At 53.4% G+C, this 24,517-nt stretch carries 21 protein-coding genes and 1 rRNA gene; 8 read left to right on the top strand and 14 right to left on the bottom strand.

Annotated elements, in window-relative coordinates:
* Positions 1-73 (top strand): 5S ribosomal RNA (rrf, locus tag OGX83_RS22830); the annotation flags it as partial.
* Positions 74-290: 217 nt separating this feature from the next.
* On the opposite strand, the gene OGX83_RS02325 is transcribed toward rrf, so the two are convergent.
* The gene (locus tag OGX83_RS02325) at positions 291-728 is read right to left on the bottom strand and encodes an acetyltransferase (RefSeq protein ID WP_286587277.1); all 438 of its coding nucleotides are present in this window, start codon (positions 726-728) and stop codon (positions 291-293) included.
* A 157-nt stretch (positions 729-885) separates the two neighbouring features.
* On the opposite strand from OGX83_RS02325, the gene metA reads away from it, so the two are divergent.
* From metA to aceK, 4 genes are all read left to right on the top strand, one after another.
* Positions 886-1,815, top strand: a complete 930-nt coding sequence (metA, locus tag OGX83_RS02330) for a homoserine O-acetyltransferase MetA (protein ID WP_003826503.1) — start codon at positions 886-888, stop codon at positions 1,813-1,815.
* A 268-nt stretch (positions 1,816-2,083) separates the two neighbouring features.
* The gene (gene aceB, locus OGX83_RS02335) at positions 2,084-3,685 is read left to right on the top strand and encodes a malate synthase A (protein WP_286587278.1); all 1,602 of its coding nucleotides are present in this window, start codon (positions 2,084-2,086) and stop codon (positions 3,683-3,685) included.
* A 31-nt stretch (positions 3,686-3,716) separates the two neighbouring features.
* On the top strand, positions 3,717-5,021 hold the full coding sequence (gene aceA, locus OGX83_RS02340; protein WP_003826506.1) for an isocitrate lyase: 1,305 nt from the start codon (positions 3,717-3,719) through the stop codon (positions 5,019-5,021).
* A gap of 102 nt (positions 5,022-5,123) precedes the next feature.
* Entirely contained in the window at positions 5,124-6,905 is a 1,782-nt protein-coding gene (gene aceK, locus OGX83_RS02345) for a bifunctional isocitrate dehydrogenase kinase/phosphatase (protein WP_003826508.1), read from the top strand.
* Between the two features lie 86 nt (positions 6,906-6,991).
* Here the strand turns inward: aceK and iclR are convergent, their stop codons facing one another.
* Positions 6,992-7,816, bottom strand: coding sequence for a glyoxylate bypass operon transcriptional repressor IclR (iclR, locus tag OGX83_RS02350; RefSeq protein WP_071445347.1), 825 nt, complete (start codon positions 7,814-7,816; stop codon positions 6,992-6,994).
* A gap of 195 nt (positions 7,817-8,011) precedes the next feature.
* Between iclR and metH the strand changes: the two genes are divergently transcribed.
* Together metH and OGX83_RS02360 are read left to right on the top strand one after the other, a co-directional pair.
* On the top strand, positions 8,012-11,695 hold the full coding sequence (gene metH / locus OGX83_RS02355; RefSeq protein WP_057068603.1) for a methionine synthase: 3,684 nt from the start codon (positions 8,012-8,014) through the stop codon (positions 11,693-11,695).
* A 220-nt stretch (positions 11,696-11,915) separates the two neighbouring features.
* Positions 11,916-13,544, top strand: coding sequence for a Na/Pi cotransporter family protein (locus tag OGX83_RS02360; protein ID WP_286587279.1), 1,629 nt, complete (start codon positions 11,916-11,918; stop codon positions 13,542-13,544).
* A gap of 169 nt (positions 13,545-13,713) precedes the next feature.
* Here OGX83_RS02360 and pepE read toward each other — a convergent pair whose 3' ends face one another.
* The 9 genes from pepE to OGX83_RS02405 all read right to left on the bottom strand — a co-directional run bounded on the left by pepE (position 13,714) and on the right by OGX83_RS02405 (position 21,331).
* Positions 13,714-14,403, bottom strand: a complete 690-nt coding sequence (pepE, locus tag OGX83_RS02365) for a dipeptidase PepE (RefSeq protein WP_032942056.1) — start codon at positions 14,401-14,403, stop codon at positions 13,714-13,716.
* A 382-nt stretch (positions 14,404-14,785) separates the two neighbouring features.
* Positions 14,786-15,598: a shikimate 5-dehydrogenase gene (locus OGX83_RS02370; RefSeq protein ID WP_153753899.1), complete on the bottom strand. Its 813-nt coding sequence runs from the start codon at positions 15,596-15,598 to the stop codon at positions 14,786-14,788.
* A 1-nt stretch (position 15,599) separates the two neighbouring features.
* Positions 15,600-16,823 carry an L-sorbose 1-phosphate reductase gene (gene sorE, locus OGX83_RS02375; RefSeq protein ID WP_235125871.1) on the bottom strand — a complete coding sequence of 408 codons (1,224 nt, stop codon included), beginning with the start codon at positions 16,821-16,823 and terminating at the stop codon, positions 15,600-15,602.
* A gap of 68 nt (positions 16,824-16,891) precedes the next feature.
* Positions 16,892-17,716 (bottom strand): PTS system mannose/fructose/sorbose family transporter subunit IID, encoded by an 825-nt coding sequence (locus OGX83_RS02380; protein ID WP_003031641.1) that lies wholly within the window; start codon positions 17,714-17,716, stop codon positions 16,892-16,894.
* Positions 17,717-17,727: 11 nt separating this feature from the next.
* Entirely contained in the window at positions 17,728-18,525 is a 798-nt protein-coding gene (locus OGX83_RS02385) for a PTS mannose/fructose/sorbose transporter subunit IIC (protein WP_032942073.1), read from the bottom strand.
* Positions 18,526-18,590: 65 nt separating this feature from the next.
* Positions 18,591-19,085 (bottom strand): PTS sugar transporter subunit IIB, encoded by a 495-nt coding sequence (locus OGX83_RS02390; RefSeq protein WP_048236368.1) that lies wholly within the window; start codon positions 19,083-19,085, stop codon positions 18,591-18,593.
* Positions 19,085-19,492, bottom strand: coding sequence for a mannose/fructose/sorbose PTS transporter subunit IIA (locus OGX83_RS02395; RefSeq protein WP_063941214.1), 408 nt, complete (start codon positions 19,490-19,492; stop codon positions 19,085-19,087). The genes OGX83_RS02390 and OGX83_RS02395 overlap by 1 nt, the downstream gene beginning before the upstream one ends.
* Before the next feature lie 9 nt (positions 19,493-19,501).
* Positions 19,502-20,308 carry an SDR family oxidoreductase gene (locus OGX83_RS02400; RefSeq protein WP_008786899.1) on the bottom strand — a complete coding sequence of 269 codons (807 nt, stop codon included), beginning with the start codon at positions 20,306-20,308 and terminating at the stop codon, positions 19,502-19,504.
* 69 nt (positions 20,309-20,377) lie between these two features.
* Positions 20,378-21,331 carry a sugar-binding transcriptional regulator gene (locus OGX83_RS02405; RefSeq protein WP_032942077.1) on the bottom strand — a complete coding sequence of 318 codons (954 nt, stop codon included), beginning with the start codon at positions 21,329-21,331 and terminating at the stop codon, positions 20,378-20,380.
* 343 nt (positions 21,332-21,674) lie between these two features.
* Here OGX83_RS02405 and rluF point away from each other — a divergent pair, with 343 nt between their 5' ends.
* The gene (gene rluF, locus OGX83_RS02410; RefSeq protein ID WP_008786901.1) at positions 21,675-22,550 is read left to right on the top strand and encodes a 23S rRNA pseudouridine(2604) synthase RluF; all 876 of its coding nucleotides are present in this window, start codon (positions 21,675-21,677) and stop codon (positions 22,548-22,550) included.
* Here the strand turns inward: rluF and OGX83_RS02415 are convergent.
* The 3 genes from OGX83_RS02415 to OGX83_RS02425 form a co-directional block, all read right to left on the bottom strand.
* Entirely contained in the window at positions 22,547-22,819 is a 273-nt protein-coding gene (locus tag OGX83_RS02415; protein WP_003826541.1) for a YjbD family protein, read from the bottom strand. The genes rluF and OGX83_RS02415 overlap by 4 nt on opposite strands.
* Before the next feature lie 73 nt (positions 22,820-22,892).
* Positions 22,893-23,651 (bottom strand): DeoR/GlpR family DNA-binding transcription regulator, encoded by a 759-nt coding sequence (locus tag OGX83_RS02420; RefSeq protein ID WP_153753896.1) that lies wholly within the window; start codon positions 23,649-23,651, stop codon positions 22,893-22,895.
* On the bottom strand, positions 23,638-24,501 hold the full coding sequence (locus OGX83_RS02425) for a Cof-type HAD-IIB family hydrolase (RefSeq protein WP_071445339.1): 864 nt from the start codon (positions 24,499-24,501) through the stop codon (positions 23,638-23,640). The genes OGX83_RS02420 and OGX83_RS02425 overlap by 14 nt, the downstream gene beginning before the upstream one ends.
* Positions 24,502-24,517: the final 16 nt, after the last annotated feature.

The raw sequence follows: 24,517 nt of genomic DNA on the forward strand, positions 1-24,517 counted from the left end.
ACTCAGAAGTGAAACGCCGTAGCGCCGATGGTAGTGTGGGGTCTCCCCATGCGAGAGTAGGGAACTGCCAGGCATTAATTAAAGTGAAGAAGCCCATCCTGCCGGATGGGCTTTTTTGCGTCTGTGCGGGGTGAAAACCGCCGGATGCGGCGTACCGCCTTATCCGGCCTACAAAAGCCCGTCAGTGAATGCGTTTCAGTAGGCCTGATAAGCGCAGCGCATCAGGCAACACGTCTGCATACTGCCGGATGCGGCGTATCGCCTTATCCGGCCTACAAAAGCTAGTCCTGCTACCCGCGTACGAGCTTGAGTAACGGGTACGGTCGTCCGAGATCGTCCACCTCTGTACGTCCCGTCACGCTAAATCCCATCTTCTTATAGAATCCAACCGCCTGTTCATTCTGCTCGTTAACGTTGGTTGTTAGCGTTGAACTCATTGATAAAGCATGTTCAATCAGCAGCTTACCAACACCACTACCACGCACATCCGGATCGACAAACAAAGCATCAATATGCTGGTCGGTCAGGAGCATAAAAGCGACGGGCTCATCCTGTTCTGTCACTGCAACCCACAGAGGGGCTTCTGGTAAAAATGAACGTACCAGCTCCTCCAGCTCAATCCGATAATCCGCAGAGAGGAAATGGTGCGTGGCATCTACTGAGCGACACCAAATAGAAACTAACTTATCTCCTTCGTCCGGACGCGAACGACGAATGGTAAGGTTCATAGCATTCTCCTTTTTTCTTTACTGCACTATTCTACAGCAAGGAGCCGTGAAACTTTCTCAACTTGAGGATGCAAGCTCGACATTCGCATGATTCCTGGGTATCTTCAGCTATCTGGATGTCTAAACGTTTAAACGTATGTTGTGAGGTTATCAGGTTATGCCAATTCGCGTGCAGGACGAGCTACCCGCCGTCAATTTTTTGCGTGAGGAAAACGTCTTCGTGATGACGACATCCCGCGCTTCCGGTCAGGAAATTCGTCCACTGAAGGTGCTCATCCTCAACCTGATGCCCAAGAAGATTGAAACGGAAAACCAGTTCCTGCGCTTACTGTCTAACTCACCGCTGCAGGTAGATGTTCAGCTATTGCGCATCGATGCCCGCGAGTCACGCAACACCCCAACGGAGCATCTGAATAACTTCTACTGTAATTTCGAGGATATCTGCGATCAGAACTTTGACGGATTGATCGTGACCGGCGCGCCGTTGGGCCTGGTTGAATTTAATGATGTGGCTTACTGGCCGCAGATTAAACAAGTGCTTGAATGGGCCAAAGATCACGTTACCTCGACGCTATTTGTCTGTTGGGCGGTGCAGGCCGCGTTGAATATCCTGTACGGAATTCCCAAGCAAACCCGCACGGACAAACTCTCAGGCGTCTATGAGCACCATATTCTGCACCCTCATGCGCTACTGACGCGTGGATTCGATGATGCGTTCCTGGCCCCGCATTCCCGCTATGCTGATTTCCCTGCAGCGCTTATCCGCGACTACACCGATCTCGAGATCTTTGCTGAAACCGAAGAGGGAGATGCCTACCTGTTTGCCAGCAAAGACAAACGTATCGCCTTCGTGACGGGTCACCCTGAGTATGACGACCATACACTCGGCAGCGAATATTTTCGTGATGTTGAAGCGGGCTTATCGCCGGAAGTACCCTATAACTATTTCCCGAAAGATGACCCGCAAAACAAACCGCGGGCAACCTGGCGTAGCCACGGTAATCTGTTGTTTACCAACTGGCTCAACTATTACGTCTACCAGATCACGCCATATGATCTGCGTCACATGAATCCAACGCTGGATTAATCTTCTGTAGCAGACGATCCTTAAGCGTTTCAGCATATTGAATCAGGCACCTTCGGGTGCCTTTTTTATTTCCGAAACGCACCTCATCGTGTAATTAAATTTTATTTATATTGTTATCAATAGGTTAATTGATAATTAAATTAAAAATGGAAATTGTTTTTGATTTTGAAATTTAAATGAGTAGTCTTAGTTGTGCTGAACGAAAAGCGCACAACGATCCTTCGTTCGCATTGGGGATGTGTTTGGATCAATGACGAGGAACTACGCAATGAATCAACAGGCAACGACAACCGATGAACTGGTCTTCACCAGGCCGCGTGGCGAACAGGAACAGCAAATTCTGACCGCTGAAGCAGTGGAGTTTCTGACTGAACTGGTGACAAGATTTACGCCAAAGCGGAATAAACTTCTGGCTGCACGTATCCAGCAGCAGCAGGATATTGATAACGGTAAGTTGCCTAATTTTATTTCGGAAACAGCTTCCATTCGTGAAGGTGGCTGGAAAATTCGCGGAATTCCTGATGATTTACTGGATCGCCGCGTAGAGATCACCGGACCCGTTGAGCGCAAGATGGTCATCAACGCGCTGAACGCGAACGTCAAAGTCTTTATGGCTGACTTCGAAGATTCACTGGCTCCTGAGTGGAGCAAAGTTATCGACGGGCAGATCAACCTGCGCGATGCGGTCAATGGCACCATTAGCTACACCAACGAAGCGGGTAAAATTTATCAGCTCAAGCCTAATCCGGCTCTGTTGGTATGTCGCGTTCGTGGTCTGCATCTGCCGGAAAAACACGTCACCTGGCGTGGCGAATCTATCCCGGGCAGCCTGTTCGACTTTGCCCTCTATTTCCTCCACAACTACAAAACGTTGCTGGCGAAAGGCAGCGGTCCTTATTTCTATCTGCCAAAAACGCAGGCCTGGCAAGAAGCGGCATGGTGGAGCGAAGTGTTCAGCTATGCTGAGGACCGCTTTAACCTGCCGCGCGGCACCATTAAAGCGACCCTGCTGATTGAAACGCTGCCTGCCGTCTTCCAGATGGACGAAATTCTGCACGCCCTGCGTGACCACATTGTGGGTCTGAACTGCGGTCGCTGGGACTACATTTTTAGCTATATCAAAACACTGAAGAACCACCCGGATCGCGTGCTGCCGGACCGCCAGGTGGTGACGATGGATAAGCCATTCCTCAGCGCCTATTCGCGTCTGCTGATTAAAACCTGTCATAAACGTGGCGCATTCGCGATGGGCGGCATGGCTGCATTCATTCCCAGCAAAGATGCGGAACGTAACAACCAGGTTTTGACCAAGGTAAAAGCGGACAAAGCACTGGAAGCAAATAACGGTCATGACGGCACATGGATTGCCCATCCGGGACTGGCAGATACCGCCATGGCGGTGTTCAACGACGTACTCGGTGAAAACAAAAATCAGCTGTTCGTGACCCGTGAAGAAGATGCCCCGATTACCGCAGAGCAACTGCTGGCACCTTGTGAAGGTGAGCGTACTGAAGAAGGCATGCGCGCCAATATCCGTGTCGCGGTGCAGTACATCGAAGCGTGGATCTCCGGTAACGGCTGCGTACCGATTTACGGTCTGATGGAAGACGCGGCCACCGCCGAAATCTCCCGTACCTCCATCTGGCAGTGGATCCACCACGAGAAGACGCTCAGCAACGGCAAGCCGGTTACCAAACCGCTGTTCCGTCAGATGCTGGCCGAAGAGATGCTGGTGATTCAGGACGAGCTGGGCGAACACCGCTACAGCAGCGGGCGTTTTGACGATGCCGCGCGCCTGATGGAGCAAATCACTACCTCTGATGAACTGATCGATTTCTTGACCCTGCCAGGCTACCGCCTGCTGGCGTAATCCACCACATAACAATATGGAGCATCTGCACATGAAAACCCGTACTCAACAAATCGAAGAATTACAGAAAGAATGGACTCAACCGCGCTGGGAAGGCATCACCCGTCCATATAGCGCGGAGGAAGTGGTGAAATTACGTGGCTCGGTCAACCCGGAATGCACGCTGGCGCAGCTTGGCGCGGCGAAAATGTGGCGTCTGCTGCACGGCGAATCGAAGAAAGGTTATATCAACAGCCTCGGCGCGCTGACCGGCGGTCAGGCGCTGCAGCAGGCGAAAGCCGGTATTGAAGCGGTCTACCTTTCAGGCTGGCAGGTGGCGGCAGATGCCAACCTGGCATCCAGCATGTACCCGGACCAATCGCTGTATCCGGCGAACTCCGTCCCGGCGGTGGTTGATCGGATCAACAACACATTCCGTCGCGCCGATCAGATCCAATGGTCAACCGGTATTGAGCCGAACGATCCTCGCTATGTCGATTACTTCCTGCCGATCGTTGCCGATGCGGAAGCAGGGTTTGGCGGCGTACTGAACGCGTTTGAACTAATGAAATCGATGATTGAGGCTGGTGCAGCGGCCGTTCACTTCGAAGATCAGCTCGCATCGGTGAAAAAATGTGGTCACATGGGCGGCAAAGTGCTGGTTCCGACTCAGGAAGCTATCCAGAAACTGGTGGCCGCCCGTCTGGCAGCCGACGTCATGGGTGTGCCGACGCTGGTGATTGCACGTACCGATGCCGATGCAGCCGATCTGATTACGTCTGATTGCGACCCATACGACAGCGAGTTCATCACTGGCGAACGTACCAGCGAAGGGTTCTACCGTACGCATGCGGGTATTGAGCAGGCGATCAGCCGTGGTCTGGCCTACGCACCGTATGCGGATCTGGTGTGGTGTGAAACCTCCACGCCGGACCTTGAGCTGGCGAAGCGCTTTGCCGATGCGATCCATGCGAAATACCCTGGCAAACTGCTGGCTTACAACTGTTCGCCGTCGTTTAACTGGCAGAAAAACCTGGATGACAAAACTATCGCCAGCTTCCAGCAGCAGCTGTCTGATATGGGTTACAAATACCAGTTCATTACCCTGGCGGGTATCCACAGCATGTGGTTCAACATGTTCGACCTCGCGCACTCCTATGCGCAGGGTGAAGGCATGCGCCATTATGTTGAGAAGGTTCAGCAGCCAGAATTTGCGGCAGCTAAAGACGGTTACACCTTCGTCTCCCATCAGCAGGAAGTGGGCACAGGTTACTTCGACAAAGTCACCACCATCATTCAGGGCGGAGCTTCCTCGGTGACCGCGCTGACCGGCTCGACCGAAGAATCGCAGTTTTGATTAATGCCCGGTGGCGCTGCGCTTACCGGGCCTACGAAGGGATGTAGGCCGGATAAGCGAACGCGCCATCCGGCATGACGTTGTGCCGGATGGGAGACATTGATGACGCGTGGCCTGGAATTACTGATTGCTCAGACTATCTTGCAAGGTTTCGACGCCCAGTACGGGCGTTTTCTGGAAGTCACCTCCGGCGCGCAGCAGCGTTTTGAACATGCCGACTGGCATGCGGTTCAGCAGGCGATGAAAAGCCGTATTCACCTTTACGATCATCACGTGGGTCTGGTGGTGGAGCAGTTGCGCTGCATTACTGACGGCAAAAGTACCGACGCGGATTTTTTACTTCGCGTGAAAGAGCATTACACCCGGCTACTGCCGGATTACCCGCGCTTCGAGATTGCGGAGAGTTTCTTTAACTCCGTTTACTGTCGGTTATTTGACCACCGCTCGCTGACTCCCGAGCGGCTGTTTATTTTCAGTTCTCAGCCAGAGCGCCGTTTTCGCACGATCCCACGTCCCCTGGCGAAAGACTTTTTTCCGGATACCGGCTGGGAGTGGCTGCTGACGCGCGTCCTTAGCGATCTGCCCCTGCGTCTGCCGTGGCAGAACAAACATCGTGATATCCACTACATCATCGAACACCTGACCGAAACCCTGGGAGCGGATGTGTTGTCGGGCTGCCATTTACAGGTGGCGAACGAACTGTTTTATCGCAACAAGGCCGCCTGGCTGGTCGGTAAGCTGATTACTCCTTCGGGGACGCTACCGTTTTTACTGCCAATCCACCGGACTGATGAAGGCGAATTGTTTGTCGATACCTGTCTGACCACGACGGCGGAGGCGAGCATTGTGTTTGGCTTCGCCCGCTCCTATTTTATGGTTTACGCCCCTTTGCCCGCGGCGCTGGTGGAGTGGCTGCGCGAGATCCTGCCCGGTAAAACCACCGCCGAACTGTACATGGCGATTGGCTGTCAGAAACACGCGAAGACCGAAAGTTACCGCGAATATCTGCTCTATCTTGCCCATTGCGATGAGCAATTTATTGAAGCACCAGGGATCCGCGGCATGGTGATGTTGGTGTTTACGCTGCCGGGTTTTGACCGGGTGTTTAAAATCATCAAAGACAAATTTGCCCCGCAAAAAGAGATGTCTGCCGCCCACGTCCGCGCCTGCTATCAACTGGTTAAAGAACACGATCGTGTTGGACGGATGGCTGACACCCAGGAATTCGAGAATTTTGTGCTGGAGAAACGGCAAATCGATCCGGCGCTGATGGCGCTGTTATTGCAGGAAGCCCCGGAAAAAATTACCGATCTCGGCGATCAGATTGTCATTCGCCATCTGTATATCGAACGACGGATGGTGCCGCTGAATATCTGGCTGGAGCAGGTCGAAGGTCAGCAACTGCGCGATGCCATTGAAGAGTACGGCAACGCCATTCGTCAGCTGGCCGCCGCCAATATTTTCCCCGGCGATATGCTGTTTAAGAACTTCGGCGTGACCCGTCACGGGCGTGTGGTGTTCTACGATTACGATGAAATCTGCTACATGACGGAGGTGAATTTCCGCCATATCCCGCCGCCACGCTACCCGGAAGATGAGATGAGCGCTGAGCCGTGGTACAGCGTATCGCCGGGAGATGTCTTCCCGGAAGAATTTCGTCACTGGCTATGTGCCGACCCGCGTATAGGACCGCTATTTGAAGAGATGCACGCTGACCTGTTCAGCGCTGACTACTGGCGCGGCCTACAGACGCGCATCAAAAACGGTCACGTGGAAGATGTTTACGCCTACCGGCGTCGGCAGCGGTTCAGCGTGCGTTATGAAACCGACCGTAGGCCGGATAAAGCACTTGCGCCGCCATCCGGCAATGTGCGCCGTGCCTGATGCGCTACGCTTATCAGGCCTACAAATCTGCCCTAACCTTGGATAGCAGGCCGGGTAAGGCGTGGCCGCCACCCGGCAACCCCATCTTAGCGAAATCCGCCGTATGCCAGCGTCACTTCTTTCGCCGCTTTGATCGCCATGGCGCCAAACTCGGTCACGCGATCGTCGGTAATACGCGAAATGGGTCCGGAGATGGAAATCGCAGCGAACGGCTCGCGGTGCTCGTCATAAATGCACGACGCCACGCAGCGCAGACCCAGCGCATGTTCCTCATCATCAAAGGAATAGCCGCGCTTGCGCGTCTGGGCCAAATCCTCTTTCAGATGCACTGGCGAAACCAGCGTGGCGTGTGTATAAGCATGCAGGCCTTTACGGTGCAGCAGGCCAGTCACTTGTTCTTCGCTCAGTTGGGATAAAAACGCCTTACCCGCACCGGAGGCGTGCATCGGCAGCTTGCCGCCGATAGGCGCGGACATGCGCATCAGCTGGGTGCACTGCACCTGGTCGATAATAATGGCCTGATGGTCGCTTTGATCCAGCACGGCGAGGTTTACCGTCTCACCGGAGTCTTCCATCAGCTTGCGCAGGATCGGGTGGACAATCGCCAGCAAATTACGGCTTTGTAAAAAGCTGCTGCCGACGATAAACGCATGTGCACCGACGGCCCAGTGTCCTAAGTCACCGACCTGACGGACAAAACCCTGCTGCTGCATGGTGGTAAGCAAACGGTGAGTCGTGGAGTTTGGCAGGCCAGCCTGCTGCGCCAGCTCGGTCAACGCCACGCTGCCGTTGGATTCCGCAATCCACTCCAGCAGCTTCAGACCGCGGGTCAGAGACTGAACCTGCCCGGTTGCAGGCGCAGTAGCGGCGGCGGGTTTTCTACCGCGTTTCGCGGGGACAGTGGCTACCATGGCAGACTCCTTTTCTGTATCGTGGAAATCATTTTCGTTTTATTCAATTATAATGCAAGAATTCCTGTACTGATCGGATGAGTGAAGCTGAACATGTCTCATGTTGGCCGTTGTTCTCTTTTCCGCCTCTCAGGTTTGTGCCAGTATGACCTGTTGAGTTTTTTTCGGTCTGGTTGAGCGTTGTCGGGAGCGAGTGTGAGCAGCAAAGTAGAACAATTACGTCAGCAGTTAAATGAACGTATTCTGGTGCTGGACGGCGGTATGGGCACCATGATCCAGGGATATCGTCTGAGCGAAGAGGATTTCCGCGGCGAACGCTTTGCCGACTGGCCGTGCGATCTGAAAGGTAACAACGACTTGTTGGTGCTCAGCAAACCGGAGGTCATCGCCGCCATCCATAATGCCTACTTTGAGGCGGGCGCGGATATCATCGAAACCAACACCTTTAACTCGACGACTATCGCCATGGCGGATTACCAGATGGAATCCCTGTCGGCGGAAATCAACTTTGCGGCAGCCAAACTGGCGCGTGCCGCGGCTGACGAATGGACGGCGCGCACGCCGGAAAAACCGCGCTACGTCGCGGGCGTGCTCGGCCCAACGAACCGTACGGCGTCTATCTCGCCTGATGTTAACGACCCGGCTTACCGCAACATTACCTTTGATCAGCTGGTGGCCGCCTACCGTGAATCCACCAAAGCGCTGGTGGAAGGCGGCAGTGACCTGATCCTGATTGAAACCGTCTTCGATACTCTGAACGCCAAAGCCGCTATTTTCGCGGTTAAAACCGAATTCGAAGCGCTGGGCGTTGAGCTGCCGATTATGCTCTCCGGCACCATCACCGATGCTTCCGGGCGTACGCTCTCCGGCCAGACTACCGAAGCATTCTACAACTCCCTGCGCCACGCCGATGCGCTGACCTTCGGTCTGAACTGCGCGTTAGGCCCGGACGAGCTGCGCCAGTACGTGCAGGAACTGTCGCGCATTGCTGAATGCTACGTCACCGCGCACCCGAACGCCGGTCTGCCGAACGCCTTTGGTGAATACGATCTCGACGCCGACACCATGGCGGCGCAGATTCGCGAGTGGGCTGAGGCCGGTTTCCTGAATATCGTCGGCGGCTGCTGCGGCACCACGCCGGAACATATCGCCGCCATGAGCCGCGCAGTGGATGGCTTACCGCCGCGCCGCTTGCCGGAAATCCCGGTTGCCTGCCGCCTTTCCGGCCTTGAGCCGCTGAACATCGGCGACGACAGCCTGTTTGTGAACGTTGGCGAGCGTACCAACGTCACCGGTTCGGCGAAGTTTAAACGCCTGATCAAAGAAGAGAAATACAGCGAAGCGCTGGACGTCGCCCGTCAGCAGGTGGAAAGCGGAGCGCAGATCATCGATATCAACATGGATGAGGGGATGCTCGACGCCGAAGCGGCAATGGTGCGTTTTCTCAACCTGATCGCCGGTGAGCCGGATATCGCCCGCGTGCCGATTATGATCGACTCCTCGAAATGGGACGTTATCGAGAAAGGGCTGAAGTGCATTCAGGGTAAAGGCATCGTTAACTCCATCTCGATGAAAGAGGGGGTTGAGACCTTTATCCATCACGCGAAGCTGCTGCGTCGCTACGGTGCCGCGGTGGTGGTGATGGCCTTTGACGAGCAAGGGCAGGCCGACACCCGCGCACGTAAAATCGAAATCTGCCGTCGGGCGTACAAAATTCTTACCGAAGAGGTGGGCTTCCCGCCGGAAGACATCATCTTCGACCCAAACATCTTTGCTGTCGCGACCGGTATTGATGAGCACAACAATTACGCGCAGGACTTTATCGGCGCGTGTGAAGACATCAAACGCGAGCTGCCGCACGCACTGATCTCCGGCGGCGTTTCTAACGTTTCATTCTCGTTCCGGGGCAACGACCCGGTACGTGAAGCCATTCACGCGGTATTCCTCTACTACGCCATTCGCAACGGCATGGACATGGGGATCGTCAACGCCGGACAGCTGGCTATTTACGACGACTTGCCCGCCGAGCTGCGCGATGCTGTTGAAGATGTGATCCTCAACCGTCGTGACGATGGCACCGAACGACTGCTGGAGCTGGCAGAGAAATATCGCGGCAGTAAAACCGACGACACGGCGAATGCCCAGATGGCGGAGTGGCGCACCTGGGACGTGAAAAAGCGCCTCGAATACTCGCTGGTGAAAGGCATTACCGAGTTTATTGAGCTGGATACCGAGGAAGCGCGCCAGCAGGCTGCGCGTCCGATCGAAGTTATTGAAGGACCGCTGATGGACGGCATGAACGTCGTTGGCGATCTGTTCGGCGAGGGCAAAATGTTCCTGCCGCAGGTGGTGAAATCCGCCCGCGTGATGAAGCAGGCGGTGGCGTACCTCGAACCGTACATTGAGGCCAGCAAAGAGAAAGGCTCCAGCAACGGCAAAATGGTCATCGCGACCGTGAAGGGCGATGTGCACGATATCGGCAAAAACATTGTCGGCGTGGTGCTGCAATGTAACAACTACGAAATCGTCGATCTTGGCGTGATGGTGCCCGCGGAGAAAATCCTCAGAACGGCGCGTGAAGTGAATGCCGACTTGATAGGCCTTTCCGGGCTGATTACCCCGTCGCTGGACGAAATGGTCAACGTGGCGAAAGAGATGGAGCGTCAGGGATTCACTATTCCGCTGCTGATTGGCGGCGCGACCACCTCAAAAGCACACACGGCGGTGAAAATTGAGCAGAACTACAGTGGCCCGACGGTGTACGTGCAGAATGCCTCGCGTACCGTTGGCGTGGTGGCTGCGCTGCTCTCTGACACCCAGCGCGATGACTTTGTCGCCCGTACGCGTAAAGAGTACGAAACCGTGCGTATCCAGCATGCGCGTAAGAAACCGCGTACCCCGCCAGTAACGTTACAGGCTGCCCGCGACAACGATCTGGCCTTTGACTGGGAAAACTACACCCCGCCGGTGGCGCACCGTCTGGGCGTGCAGGAAGTGGAAGCCAGCATCGAAACTCTGCGCAATTACATCGACTGGACGCCGTTCTTTATGACCTGGTCGCTGGCCGGGAAATACCCGCGCATTCTCGAAGATGAGGTAGTAGGAGAAGAGGCGAAGCGCCTGTTCAAAGACGCTAACGACATGCTGGATAAACTCAGCACCGAGAAGACCCTGAATCCGCGCGGCGTAGTGGGGTTATTCCCGGCCAACCGCGTGGGTGACGACATCGAGATTTACCGTGACGAGACGCGTACGCACGTCATCAACGTGAGCCATCATCTGCGCCAGCAGACGGAAAAAGTCGGTTTCGCCAACTACTGCCTGTCTGACTTTGTTGCGCCGAAACTGAGCGGCAAAGCGGATTACATCGGTGCTTTCGCGGTTACTGGTGGTCTTGAGGAAGATGCGCTGGCGGACGCCTTTGAAGCCCAGCATGACGACTACAATAAGATCATGGTGAAAGCGATCGCTGACCGTCTGGCGGAAGCGTTCGCAGAATATCTGCATGAGCGCGTGCGTAAAGTCTACTGGGGCTATGCGGCGAATGAGAACCTCAGTAACGAGGAACTGATCCGCGAAAACTACCAGGGGATTCGCCCGGCACCAGGCTATCCGGCGTGCCCGGAACACACCGAAAAAGCCACCATCTGGGAACTGCTGGATGTGGAAGCGCACACCGGGATGAAGCTCACCGAATCCTTCGCCATGTGGCCAGGCGCGTCGGTTTCCGGCTGGTATTTCAGTCATCCGGACAGCAAGTACTACGCCGTGGCGCAAATCCAGCGCGATCAGGTTGAAGATTATGCCTTCCGTAAAGGGATGAGCGTGGCGGAAGTGGAGCGCTGGTTAGCGCCGAACCTCGGCTATGACGCCGACTGATTCACAAAACTGTCATCTTTCTTTACAACAAACAGGGCGCTCAATGAGTGCCCTGTCTCTTTATTACGTTTAAACCCTTATACTGAAAGGGGGCCGTTGCCGGATGGCGGCGTAAACGCCTTATCCGGCCTACATAGGGATGATTTGTAGGCCTGATAAGCGCAGCGCCATCAGGCAAATGACCCTCAAAAAACCATAAAAATAAGGAGAACCTGATTCCGTGTTAACTCTGTTACACCTGCTTTCTGCTGTATCTATGCTGGTTTGGGGTACGCATATTGTGCGTACCGGCGTGATGCGCGTCTTCGGCGCCCGTTTGCGTACCGTGCTCAGCCGTAGTGTTGAAAAGAAGCCGCTCGCCTTTTGTGCGGGTATCGGCGTAACGGCGCTGGTGCAAAGCAGCAACGCCACCACCATGCTGGTGACCTCGTTTGTTGCACAAGATCTCGTGGCGCTTACCCCTGCGCTGGTCATAGTGCTCGGCGCCGACGTGGGGACCGCGCTGATGGCGCGTATCCTGACCTTCGATCTCTCCTGGCTGTCACCACTGCTGATTTTTATCGGCGTGATCTTCTTTCTCGGCCGTAAGCAGTCCCGCGTGGGGCAACTGGGGCGGGTCGGTATTGGGCTGGGGTTGATTTTGCTGGCGCTGGAGCTGATTGTGCAGGCGGTAACGCCGATCACCCAGGCTAATGGTGTACAGGTTATTTTTGCCTCGCTCACCGGCGATATTATGCTCGATGCGCTGATTGGCGCCATGTTTGCGATTATCAGTTACTCCAGCCTGGCGGCGGTGCTGCTGACGGCCACGCTGACCGCGGCAGGTATTATCTCGTTCCCGGTGGCGTTGTGTCTGGTGATTGGTGCTAACCTCGGGTCCGGTCTGCTGGCGATGTTGAATAACAGCGCCGCTAACGCCGCAGCACGTCGTGTGGCGCTCGGTAGCCTGCTGTTTAAGCTGGTGGGCAGCCTGATTATCCTGCCGTTTGTTCATCCGCTGGCCAATCTGATGGATGAACTGCCGCTGCCGAAATCTGAACTGGTTATCTACTTCCACGTCTTCTACAACCTGGTGCGCTGCGTGGCGATGGTGCCGTTCGCCGAACCGATGGCGCGTTTTTGTAAGCGCATCATCCGCGATGAGCCGGAGCTGGATGCACATCTGAAACCCAAGCATCTGGACGTCAGCGCGCTGGATACGCCGACGCTCGCTCTGGCCAATGCCGCCCGTGAAGCCCTGCGTATCGGTGACGCGATGGAGCTGATGATGGACGGGCTGAAGAAAGTAATGCACGGCGAACCGCGTGAAGAGAAAGAGCTGCGCAGGATGGCGGATGATATTAACGTGCTGTACACGGCAATTAAGCTCTATCTGGCGCGGATGCCAAAGGATGAGCTGGCGGAAGAGGAATCGCGCCGTTGGGCGGAGATTATCGAAATGTCGCTCAACCTTGAGCAGGCTTCCGATATTGTCGAACGTATGGGCAGCGAGATAGCCGATAAGTCGCTGGCCGCTCGCCGGGCATTCTCTGTCGAAGGGCTGAAAGAACTGGATGCGCTCTACGATCAGTTGCTCAGCAATCTGCAGCTGGCGATGTCGGTGTTCTTCTCAGGAGATGTGACCAGTGCCCGTCGTCTGCGCCGCAGCAAGCACCGCTTCCGTATTCTCAATCGTCGTTATTCGCATGCGCACGTTGACCGTCTGCATCAGCAGAATGTGCAGAGCATCGAAACCAGCTCCTTGCACCTGGCGCTGTTGGGCGATATGCAGCGTCTGAACTCGCTGTTTTGCTCTGTAGCCTATAGCGTGCTGGAACAGCCGGATGAAGACGATGAGCGTGAGTACTAACGAGGACAGGTGAAATGTTGCCCGGTGGCGCAGTCCGGTAGGCCGGATAAGGCGTTTACGCCGCATCCGGCAATGTGCGCTGAACTGCCTGATGGCGCTGCGCTTATCAGGCATACAGTTATAGGCCGGATAAAGCGAAGCCGCCATCCGGCATCAGACAACAAATCAACTAAAAGCAGTGGCCCGCTTCAACGGCAACCGCTTCTTCACCCGCTTTAAAGATATACGTGGTGTTCGGGCCGCCGAGCACGGATTGACCGTTACTTACCTTAATCCAGTTCCCTTCCGGCAGGCCAATCACCGTCAGCTCTGGCGCCACAACCAGCAGCTCGCGAATACGCTGTTCACGCGTTTCGCCTTTGTGGCCTTCCGGCAGCGCGTTGGTGAAATGTGGGTTAATCTGCAGCGGGAACAGACCCAGGGCATCAAAACCTTTTGGATCGACAATCGGCATGTCGTTGGTAGTGCGGATGGTCTGGCAGGCAAGGTTGGAACCTGCGCTCCAGCCGATGTACAGCGCACCGCGTTTGACGACATCCACAATCGGCGCCAACAGACCGCGCTCGCGGCTTTCTTTCAGTAACTGGAAGGTATTACCCCCGCCGACAATCACCAGCTCTGCGTTTTCAATAGCGGCAATCGGGTCGGCAACGGTATGAATACCCGTAACGTTGACGCCCATTGGTGCAAAGATGGCAGCCGTTTTCGCCGTGTACTCATCCCAGGTTTGCGTCACGCCAGCGAACGGAATAAACACCGCCGTACGGCGACCATTCAGTTGTTCAGCAATCAGCGGCAGCGCATGTTCCATCCAGCCTTTGCCCGGCAGCGTCGAGTTACTCAATAAAAGCAGTTCCATCATTTCTCCATGTAATCAGAAAATTACAAACCGCGCTAATGCTACCACTATCAGCCAAACGCCTTACTGATATGGCTCACGATGTTGGAAGGGGGAGATAGAAGCTGAGGCTATTTTTTAAGTGTCAATTCAATGCCGAGTACCTTCATCATCAACCAGCGCAGTCGTGGGATCGTACTGAGTCAGTTTATTCATGGCGGAAGACCTCCTGATAATCCAGTGAATGGTTGGGGAATAGGGAATGCTCACTTATTACGCTAACCTTAGGCATATCATGCGCACTGCTATGGGGGGCAGAAAACGGTTCGTTCAGTGATTTTCAAAGGACATTTTGATTAATGGTTATTAGAGCGCCCATCCCTGGCGCTCTGTTCCTGCTCTCTTACCCCGCCCGCGCAAATTCTGCCGCTTCGGCGATTAGCGCGTCATCCGGGCGTACGCCGGTGTACATGGCGAACTGCTCCACGGCCTGTAAGGCAATCACCTCTGCACCGCTGATGGTCTTTTTACCTAATTGCTGTGCCAGTTTGATTACCGGTGTTTCCGGCGGCAGGGCGACGACGTCAAACACCACGCTGGCGGCAGCGACCATCGCTTCGCTGTAGGCCAGCTCATCGCTCTCTTTACCGCCAGCCATGCCGACGGGCGTTACGTTGACCAGAATATCGCAGGTAATTCCTTCCGGCTGCGGCTGCCACTGGAAACCGTACTGTTTTGCCAGCGCCGGGCCGCTCTCCCGGTTACGGGCGGCGACGATCACATCGCGAAAACCGGCATCGCGAAATGCGGCGATAACCGCTTTACCCATTCCACCGCTGCCGCGGATCATGACGCGCGCGTGGTTATCAAGCTGGTGGCTGGCAATCAGGCTTTTTACCGCAATGTAGTCGGTGTTAAATCCTGTCAGCGTACCGTTGTCATTGACGATGGTGTTGACGGAATCAATGACTTTTGCGGAAGGATCGATGGCATCCAGAAACGGCATGCAGCTCTCTTTAAACGGCATAGAGACCGCACAGCCGCGAATCCCGAGTGCGCGAACGCCTTTCACTGCGGCCTCAATATCCTGCGTAGTAAAGGCTTTGTAGATAAAATTTAACCCTAACTTTTCATACAGATAGTTATGAAAGCGTGTGCCAAAGTTGCCGGGGCGACCGGCAAGCGACATGCACAACTGGGTGTCGCGGTTAATCATGTTAAATTTCCTCGGCGTGAGACAATATGTACTGTTCGGCTTCCTGCGACCAGATCCCCTGATGACGCTCCAGGATAGCGTGCAAGGCCGGATCGTCAATCTGGGTGAGCGCAGTTAACGGCAATGCTTTTCCGGTGTAAACCAGTTTTTTACCTCCACCGACCTGCGGCAGTTCCAGCGTTGTTTCACCTGCCGCATTCAATCCCAGAATGTGCGTCACCACTTTTGCCGCCTGAACTTTCTTCTCTTCGATCAGTTTTACCGCCGTGCGCATGTCGTCGGTATTGCCGCCAGATGTCCCAACATAATGGGTGAAGGCATAGTGCACGTCGTAGAAGTTAATCGGCGCGCTAAACTGCTTATCCTGCGGACCGGCAAAGAAGTTCATGCAACCATCGGCAGCCAGCAAAGAAGAGGCCAGCGTAACCAACTGTTCGTTGGGCACAAACACAAAGATGTCATCAAACCCGTGCCCGCCGCTCAGCGCCATCAAGGTGTCATAACCTGCATCCTGGGCGTGGAGATAATGGATCAACGTTTGTGGTTCTGATGGATAGTGCTTGCGGGCGTAGTTCAACTTGTCGTGATTGGTGTCGGTTACCACCAGCAGCGCCGGGTTAACCGGACCATGCAGCGCGTAGTCGATCGCCAGTAGTCCCATCGGCCCGGTGCCACCGAGTATCAGTGTACGCCCCTGCGGACGAATGCCCATATTGTGGTTATAAGTGCCTTCCTGTAGGTGATAGTTGGCGTTGAATGCGCCAATCACGCAGGACAGCGGCTCAACCAACGAGCCTTCAAAATAGGTTTCACCTTCGTAGGCTAACAGGCAGTCCTGCTCCATGACTTCATCAGGAATGATGACGTGCGTGGCTTCACCACCTACCCACGGGAAGGAGTAGCCGGGGCAGTCCGGGCGATCCGGCAGTTGCAGGTTAGCCTGAATGACATAGCGCTGGCCGGGCTGAAACTTATGCTGCCATTTTTTGCCTACGGCAATGATATCGCCGCAAAACTCGTGACCGATGATGATCGGGTTGGTAGCCACATCGTCCGGCACCTTTTTGTGGTTCTCGCCCTGGTTAGCCTCTTTCCAGGAAGAAAGGCACAGGCTGTCGGTTACGACTGAGGCCAGAATTTCATCGTCCTGCATTTCAGGAAGATCGAAGGTTTCCAGGCGCAGATCGCGTTTACCATAAAGGCGTAAAGCTGTTGTTGTTTGCATTGTTACCACCTCTTCCTCTTTCGAGGACTATTTGTTGAAGTAGCCCCGGCATCGCCGGGGCGAAAAAATCAGGACAGGAAGCCCAGCGCGTTACCGATAATTCCCAGCGCAAACAGGGCGAAGATCAGCCATACCGGGTTAATTTTCTTGTTGAGCAGACGCACCATCAGCAGCGTCAGACCCAGCGCCAGCAGGCCGGGGCAGAGTTGGTCGAGAATGTTCTGCACGGTCATGGTGACGGTGGTGCCGTCTGCGCCAGGCGTTTGCGATACCACCAGCGGCACGTTGATGCTGGTCCATTTAGTGACCAACACCCCCATGACAAACAGGCCGAGAATCGATGCGCCTTCGGTCAGTTTCTGCAGCAGGTTGCCGCCCATGTCGCTGACGATATTGACCCCTTTACGAAAGCCAAGCTGTAAGCCGTACCACTTCATGGCAAGACGTACTGCATTGAAAATAAAGAAGAACAATAGTGGGCCGAGAATGTTTCCGGACAGCGCCAGCGATGCGCCGAGCGCGGCGGTAATCGGGCGCAATGTTCCCCAGACCAACGGGTCGCCAACACCGGCCAGCGGGCCCATCAGCCCAACTTTGATGCCGTTGATGGCACCGTCGTCAATTTCCGCACCATTGGCACGAGCTTCTTCCATCGCGGCGGTCACGCCAATCACCGGGCCGCAAACGGCAGGCGTGGTGTTGAAAAACACCAGGTGGCGTTTGAGTGCCGCAACCTGGTCCTCTTTCAGCGGATACAGGCGCTTGATGGCAGGGATCATGTCGTAGCAAAAGCCCAGCCCATGAATGCGTTCAAAGTTAAATGACGCCTGTTGCAGGTTGGAGCGAACAAACATGCTAAACAGGTCGGATTTGGTCAGTTTTTTCTGTTCCATGGCTGGCTCCATTAGTCATCAAGCTGATCGAGAGCTTGAGAAGAGGCGGGTTGCACCTGCGGTTCGGCTTTACGCCACTGTGGGTTCAACTGGATGTAGACCAGCGCGATAATCACACCAACCCCACCGAAAGCCAGCAGGCTCAAATCGAGATAACCCCCAGCGATAAACCCGAGGAAGAAGAAGGGCATCAGGTACTTCACGCCCATCATGCGCAGCACCATGGCGTAGCCGACCACCACGATAAAGCCACCGGCAATCTGCAATCCGCGGGTGACGAATTCCGGAATGGCGTTGAGCATATTGCTGACCATATCGGCGCTGACAAACAGCGAGACGATTAATGCAGGGATGGCAACGCGCAGCGCCTGTACGCCGAGAGCGGAAACGTGCAGCATGTCGATGGTGCGAAAGCGGGCGTCTTCGGCTGCTTTATCCGCCGCGTGCTGGAACACCACGGTGATGGTACGGGCGAATACCGTCAGCACCTGACCTGCCGCCGCCACCGGCAGGGCGATGGCGATACCGGTAGCAATGCTTTGCTGACCGACGATAACCAGAATGGCGGAGATAATACTGGCGAGCGCCGAATCGGGAGACTGCGCTGCGCCGACGTTCATCCAGCCAAGGGCGATTAACTCCAGCGTGCCGCCGAGCATAATCCCGGTTTTTAAATCACCGAGGATCAGGCCGATAACGGTACAAGCAATTAGCGGACGGTGGGTCTGGAACTCATCCAGCACGCTGCCTATTCCGGCAATACAGGAAAATAGGAATATGGCGATAATTTGTAGGGTACTTATTTCCATAATATGTCACCTTGTGAATGTGATCATCCCTGCCTGTTAAAGCATAAGTACACAGGCATTTTTATTTATTCAGCGAACGATTGTTCTTCTATTTTTTCGAGAATATTAATAGATGGATCGGATGCGACAACGCGTAAATCCAACGTAACACCCAGTTTATCTAACTCACGAAACGCATGAATATCGTCGTTATCTAAAGAAACGGCTTTGGTTAATTGTTTTTTACCAGGCCGCCAGGCCATGCCACCAATATTTAACGTAGCGATTTTCACGCCTTGCTTGACCATTGCTAAGGCATCCTGTGGGCGGGTAAATAGATAAAAAACGGTTTCGTTCTGGTATTGCGGATTATGGTACACCGCGACCGCCTTTTCGATATTAACGACGTTCACTTTCATTCCCGGTGGGGCGGCCTGACGTAATAATGTGCGACGTACTTCATCGTTATAAACGTCGTCATTACAGATAATAATCCGTTGAGCATTCGCCACCTTCGACCAGACGGTGGTGACCTGACCGTGGATCAGACGGTCATCAATACGAGCAAGGGTAATGTTCATCAGAAATCCTCTTCGGCCGTTTCCAGATGCTTCCAGACGACACAGGTTTGTTGAGCAATGGTCGTCAGGTGTTCGCACAGTTCATCCACATTCATATTGCTTTGGTTGTCTACCAGCTCCAGCGCCAACGGCAGTGATAACCCGCTAATGACCCGTATCGCCGGATTGTGCATCGCCAGCGTCGCGGCAGCATTCCAGGGACTGCCACACTGTAAATCGACGGCAATCAGCCATTCATCGCCAGTGTGAATACTTACTAACTTTTTTAGCTTTTCCACAATGTCGCTGGCGTTCTCTCCGGGGACAAATGCCACGGCTTCAACGTTGGCATCACCGTAGACCATCTGTACCGATTCCAGCATGGCGCAGGCCAGTTTGCCGTGAGCACAGAAGATTGCATTGACCATAAAACCTCCTTAGCCGCGCGTTTTTCCGCCCGCAATGTTAGTGGTTACTCCGGTGATGTAACTGGCGCGCTCAGATAAAAGATAACAAACAAAATCAGCGACTTCGCTTAAGCGCCCTGATCGACCAATCGGGATCGCGTTCTTGGTGTAGCCCTCGCGCAGCTGTTCGACGGTGATGTTGCGGGTCCAGGCCAGCGCTTCTTCATACTCGGGGGTCCGCAGTCCGGTTTTTTCCAGAATGCCAGGTGCAATACCAACCACGCGGATGCCGTGTTTGCCCAACTCTTTCGACCAGGAACGGGTAAAACTATTCAATGCGGCTTTGGTCGCGGCGTAACAGCTTTGACCTTCTGAGCCTTCCAGTCCGCTTTCGGAAGAGACATTCACAATCACGCCGTTACGCTGTTTTACCATTTGGCGTGCCGCTGCCTGCGACATTAAGAACACACCTTTCTGGTTGATATTAACCATTTTTTCGAAAGCAGCTTCGTTGAGTTCGTATTGCCCGGCGGGTGCTTTTTCATCGACCAGCAGACGCGGAAAATTAACGCCAGCATTATTTACCAGCCCATCAATACGTCCGTAGCGTTGGATAATTTCAGCGACAGTATGATTAACCTCTTTGGCACTGGAAATATCCGTTGGCCAGAAATGATACCCGTCATGGCTATCGTATTTACCTTCTCCACCATGAATATCTGCCATTTGTACATTAGCGCCTTGCGCTAATAACTCTTCGACAATCGCCAGACCAATTCCGGATGCACCACCGGTAACAATAATGACTTTGCCCTGCAAGTTTAACCACGTTTGCATAATAAACTCCCGATTCAGATAAGGGGATCCCACATAAAATTAATTATGGCAGGACCAATTAGAATTTATTTACTTCAACAATAATTCAGCGGTATGACTGTTGGTGACTAAACAGTTAATATAATTCCCACGTAATGCGCCTAATATCCCACTGTATTTTTCTTCACCCATTGCAATGCCAATGGAGTAACGCGCCTGTTTTAATTTATTGGTTTCGATGGAGAGCGTCTTTTCACTCATATTGGTCTCTACGGTTACACCGTTGATATCGTAAAAGCGCGAGCAAATGTCTCCGGCGACCTGGCGGGCATGCAGGTCATCACTCTCTTCACTGCCGTAAAAGGCGTGCCAGTTGGCGCCATCACGTATCGCCGGAGATCCAATCCCGACCAGCGCGATGTCCAGATTATCCCAGTACGCAGAAATCGATTTAAAATGTCGTGACTGCATGATCCCGTTACGGATCAGCGGGTTTTCCAGCAGTGCCGGGAAATCTGCCAGGTGTGATTCCCCTTTGAGCTTTGCCGCAGCGCCGTAGGTCAGCGTATTGACGTGGTAGCGGCTTTCAAGCTTGCCGGATGGTCCGCCGATAATCGGCACACAGATCAGCTGGCGCGACTGGCTGGCAGGAGATAATCCTTCCACCAGTCCCCGTACCGCGCGGCCCCATGAGAACCCGATAATGTCCCCAGGTTCCAGTAAGCGTTCCAGCAACTGTGCGCCATGTACGCCCATCATATTAAGTTGTTCATCTTCCTGCTCGCTATCGCAGGAGACTACGACCGCCTCTTTCAGGCCAAATTTCTGTTTTAGCTGCTGTTCCAGCCACAGATTTTCGTTGTAGTCGTAATTAATGGCGATGGTGACGATACCCTGCTCGCGTCCACGTTTTAGTAACCGGCTGATCGTGGTGCGATAAATACCCAGCTCGCGGGCGATTTGCGCTTGTGTCATATCCTGTTCGTAATACAACTGCGCTATTTTCACGATCAGGCGGATATCATCGCTGTTTTCCGTCGCCATTTTTGGACTCCTGCACATTTGTGCAAATCACGAAATTGCCTTCTTGATCTGATATAACCCCATCTGTTCTCCATCTCAAAGCTATTTTCACTTATTTCAGCGCCCTGAAATGACCGATTGTGTTGCACATTTGATGTGGTGATGGCGCGTTGTCGGCACAGATGTGCATACCTCTCTAATATATTGATTCTGCTTGTTTTCACTCAACAAAATTGCAGGGATGGATCGCTGACACTTTTGTGTCAAAAGGTGTGACGGATCACAAATAGCGCGTGGGTAGTCGAACACGATTATTTTTTATCGTCCGCAAGGTAGGGTATATTTCGCTGTCAAAGGAGAAACTATGCTGCCCGACTCATCCATCCGATTAAATAAATACATCAGTGAAAGCGGAATCTGCTCGCGTCGCGAGGCGGATCGCTTTATCGAACAAGGGAATGTCTTCCTGAATGGTAAACGCGCCACCATCGGCGATCAGGTGATGCCTGGCGACGTCGTAAAAGTGAATGGTCGGTTGATTGAGCCGCGTGAAGCGGAAGATCTGGTCTTTATCGCGCTGAACAAGCCGGTAGGGATTGTCAGCACCACCGAAGACAGCGAGCGCGACAACATTGTTGATTTCGTGAATCACAGCAAGCGCGTGTTTCCAATTGGTCGTCTGGACAAAGATTCCCAGGGACTTATCTTTCTGACCAACCACGGCGACCTGGTGAATAAAATCCTGCGTGCCGGTAACGATCACGAAAAAGAGTATCTGGTGACGGTCGATAAGCCGGTCACTGATGACTTTATCCGTGGGATGGGGGCCGGTGTGCCCATTCTCGGTACCGTCACCAAAAAATGTAAGGTGAAGAAAGAAGCGCCGTTTGTGTTTCGTATTACGCTGATTCAGGGGCTTAACCGTCAGATCCGTCGTATGTGCGAACACTTTGGCTATGAAGTTACCAAGCTTGAGCGTACGCGTATCATGAACGTTGGTTTGTCTGGCCTGCCGCTTGGTGAATGGCGCGACCTGACAGATGACGAACTGATCGATCTGTTCAAGCTGATTGAGAACTCGTCCTCAGAAGCCAAACCGAAGGCGAAAGCGAAGCCAAAAACCGCAGGCATTAAGCGTCCGGTGGTGAAAATCGAAAAATCAGCGGAGAAAGAGAAATCGCGCCCGGCGGCAAACGGTAAGCGTTTTACTTCGCCGGGACGTAAGAAGAAGGGACGTTAACGTCTGCCGCGCGTCGGCGTATTTGCTGACCAGGAAAACGATGCTTCCGCATCCGGTTTATAGGCCTGCTTTTTCTTCAACTGGCGGGCTTTTTTAGCTTCTGCTTCGCGCAAGGCCATCAGTTTATCGATGTACTCTTTCTTGATGCTGTTGGTCTCTGCGTTGGTCAGCAGACGACCATGTGCAATGCGCGCGCGGTCGAGCAGCGTTTTCAGTTCACGCTGTTCGCGCTCGGTCATCTCTTTTTGGGTAATGCGGGGGAGTGCCATAAGGGTGCCCTCTGTTAGCCGATATCCTCAGTGTACGGTAATCCAGAACCTGCTGATAGCGTCATGTATTGTATTATTCAGCAATACGTAATTTTCCGGCGAAGTCCTGCTGTGTATAGCCCGTTGTTCCGAATCGTTTGTCTGTGATGATGTTATCGATCTCTTTTAATGTGGCGATACACATCACTCCGTCCTGGCCAAATTTTGTATGGTCGGCAAGAATTACCGACTTTTTACTCATAGCAATCATTGATTTGGCAACATAGGCTTCATCGAAGCTTTTCACCAGCACACCATGTTGAGGTGAAATACCACCCGCGCCGATGAAGCAGATATCTGCGTGAATAGTGTTTATTTGCTGACAAACGGAGACGCCGAGATTGGCACGGAAATGGTAGTCATATTCACCACCTAATACATAAACGCGCGCTTTAAGATTATGTTCTTTTATTTTATCGGCAATTAAGGCTGAGTTAGTAATAACGGAGTAGGCCAGAGGAGGTAATTGTTCGGCCAGAATAAGATTTGTTGTACAGGAGTCAATGAATAGAGTGTCGTGCTCGCTGACCATCCCGGCGGCAAGTTTACCAATTGCCATTTTTTCTTCGCGGTGTATATCAATCCGCGCGCCAAATTCATCTTCCTGAACAACCTGCTTTTTGACGGCTCCGCCGTGAATCTTGGTAATTTGCCCTTCAGACTCCAGGATGGAGAGATCGCGGCGAATGGTCTCTGATGTGACTTTTAGCGTTTCCGATAATTTGATAACCGTCACTTCACCGAATTTATTTAATTCATCGAGGATATGTTTTCTTCTTTTAATCGGGTTCATTATTTTCCGCCAACGTCGTGCTTTGGCGCATGGTAACTGGATGTGCAGAGCAACGCAACCACTCCAGCGCACAGACAATACCCTCATCATCATTAGAGGCCGTCACATAGCTGGCTTGTCGTTTTACTACCTCAGGCGCATTCCCCATTGCAATACCAATGCCGGCGGCGGAAAACATACTGATATCGTTTTGCTGGTCGCCAATCGCCGCAACTTTATCGGCTGTTATATTTAGCTGGTGCATTAACATGCTAATAGCATAACCTTTATTTATTTCGCTACGTTGGATATCAATGTAATTCTCCCCAGTGATAGTCGCTGTATAACCATAAGGCAATTTATTATTCACGTCTGCACACAACGCATTTATTTTTAACTGCTCAGTAACGAGTGTGATTTTATAAATATCTTGTCGGTTTAAAATATTACCGGGTGCTGCAGGAATAAGTGGTAATTCAAATAAACGGGCTTCATAAGTTGTCCATGGCGCTACCTGTAGGTCGCAACGATGATAAATAGCATCGGCGCTAAAAAAGTGATGAGGGCAGAGGGAAAGTGCAATATGTCGGTCAATATCCCGAAGATTCATACAGGAGAGCGCTGCAGTATGAATATTGCGCTGCTGCGCCATCTCGAGGATCTGACCTCCGTTAAAGCCTGCGCACCAGCCAAACAGCGCATTGACCTGCTGCTGCTGTAGCAGGCGCATCATAGAGGAGACCGGTCTGGCGGAACAGGCGGCCAACAGGCCACCGCGCTGGTGGAATTCTACGAGTGCCTGACGCGTGCGTGGACTGATTGTCTTTTGCGAAGTCAGTAGTGTTCCATCCAGATCGGTGACCAGTAACATGCTTCTTTTCCCTTAA

Source organism: Citrobacter sp. Cpo074 (genome assembly GCF_030332745.1).
GTDB lineage: Bacteria > Pseudomonadota > Gammaproteobacteria > Enterobacterales > Enterobacteriaceae > Citrobacter > Citrobacter portucalensis.

What these genes read in the sequence shown, in the direction of transcription:
- OGX83_RS02325 (WP_286587277.1), bottom strand. Translation starts at nt 728, where the DNA reads ATGAACCTTACCATTCGTCGTTCGCGTCCGGACGAAGGAGATAAGTTA.
- metA (WP_003826503.1), top strand. Translation starts at nt 886, where the DNA reads ATGCCAATTCGCGTGCAGGACGAGCTACCCGCCGTCAATTTTTTGCGT.
- aceB (WP_286587278.1), top strand. Translation starts at nt 2,084, where the DNA reads ATGAATCAACAGGCAACGACAACCGATGAACTGGTCTTCACCAGGCCG.
- aceA (WP_003826506.1), top strand. Translation starts at nt 3,717, where the DNA reads ATGAAAACCCGTACTCAACAAATCGAAGAATTACAGAAAGAATGGACT.
- aceK (WP_003826508.1), top strand. Translation starts at nt 5,124, where the DNA reads ATGACGCGTGGCCTGGAATTACTGATTGCTCAGACTATCTTGCAAGGT.
- iclR (WP_071445347.1), bottom strand. Translation starts at nt 7,816, where the DNA reads ATGGTAGCCACTGTCCCCGCGAAACGCGGTAGAAAACCCGCCGCCGCT.
- pepE (WP_032942056.1), bottom strand. Translation starts at nt 14,403, where the DNA reads ATGGAACTGCTTTTATTGAGTAACTCGACGCTGCCGGGCAAAGGCTGG.
- OGX83_RS02370 (WP_153753899.1), bottom strand. Translation starts at nt 15,598, where the DNA reads ATGATTAACCGCGACACCCAGTTGTGCATGTCGCTTGCCGGTCGCCCC.
- sorE (WP_235125871.1), bottom strand. Translation starts at nt 16,823, where the DNA reads ATGCAAACAACAACAGCTTTACGCCTTTATGGTAAACGCGATCTGCGC.
- OGX83_RS02380 (WP_003031641.1), bottom strand. Translation starts at nt 17,716, where the DNA reads ATGGAACAGAAAAAACTGACCAAATCCGACCTGTTTAGCATGTTTGTT.
- OGX83_RS02385 (WP_032942073.1), bottom strand. Translation starts at nt 18,525, where the DNA reads ATGGAAATAAGTACCCTACAAATTATCGCCATATTCCTATTTTCCTGT.
- OGX83_RS02390 (WP_048236368.1), bottom strand. Translation starts at nt 19,085, where the DNA reads ATGAACATTACCCTTGCTCGTATTGATGACCGTCTGATCCACGGTCAG.
- OGX83_RS02395 (WP_063941214.1), bottom strand. Translation starts at nt 19,492, where the DNA reads ATGGTCAATGCAATCTTCTGTGCTCACGGCAAACTGGCCTGCGCCATG.
- OGX83_RS02400 (WP_008786899.1), bottom strand. Translation starts at nt 20,308, where the DNA reads ATGCAAACGTGGTTAAACTTGCAGGGCAAAGTCATTATTGTTACCGGT.
- OGX83_RS02405 (WP_032942077.1), bottom strand. Translation starts at nt 21,331, where the DNA reads ATGGCGACGGAAAACAGCGATGATATCCGCCTGATCGTGAAAATAGCG.
- rluF (WP_008786901.1), top strand. Translation starts at nt 21,675, where the DNA reads ATGCTGCCCGACTCATCCATCCGATTAAATAAATACATCAGTGAAAGC.
- OGX83_RS02415 (WP_003826541.1), bottom strand. Translation starts at nt 22,819, where the DNA reads ATGGCACTCCCCCGCATTACCCAAAAAGAGATGACCGAGCGCGAACAG.
- OGX83_RS02420 (WP_153753896.1), bottom strand. Translation starts at nt 23,651, where the DNA reads ATGAACCCGATTAAAAGAAGAAAACATATCCTCGATGAATTAAATAAA.
- OGX83_RS02425 (WP_071445339.1), bottom strand. Translation starts at nt 24,501, where the DNA reads ATGTTACTGGTCACCGATCTGGATGGAACACTACTGACTTCGCAAAAG.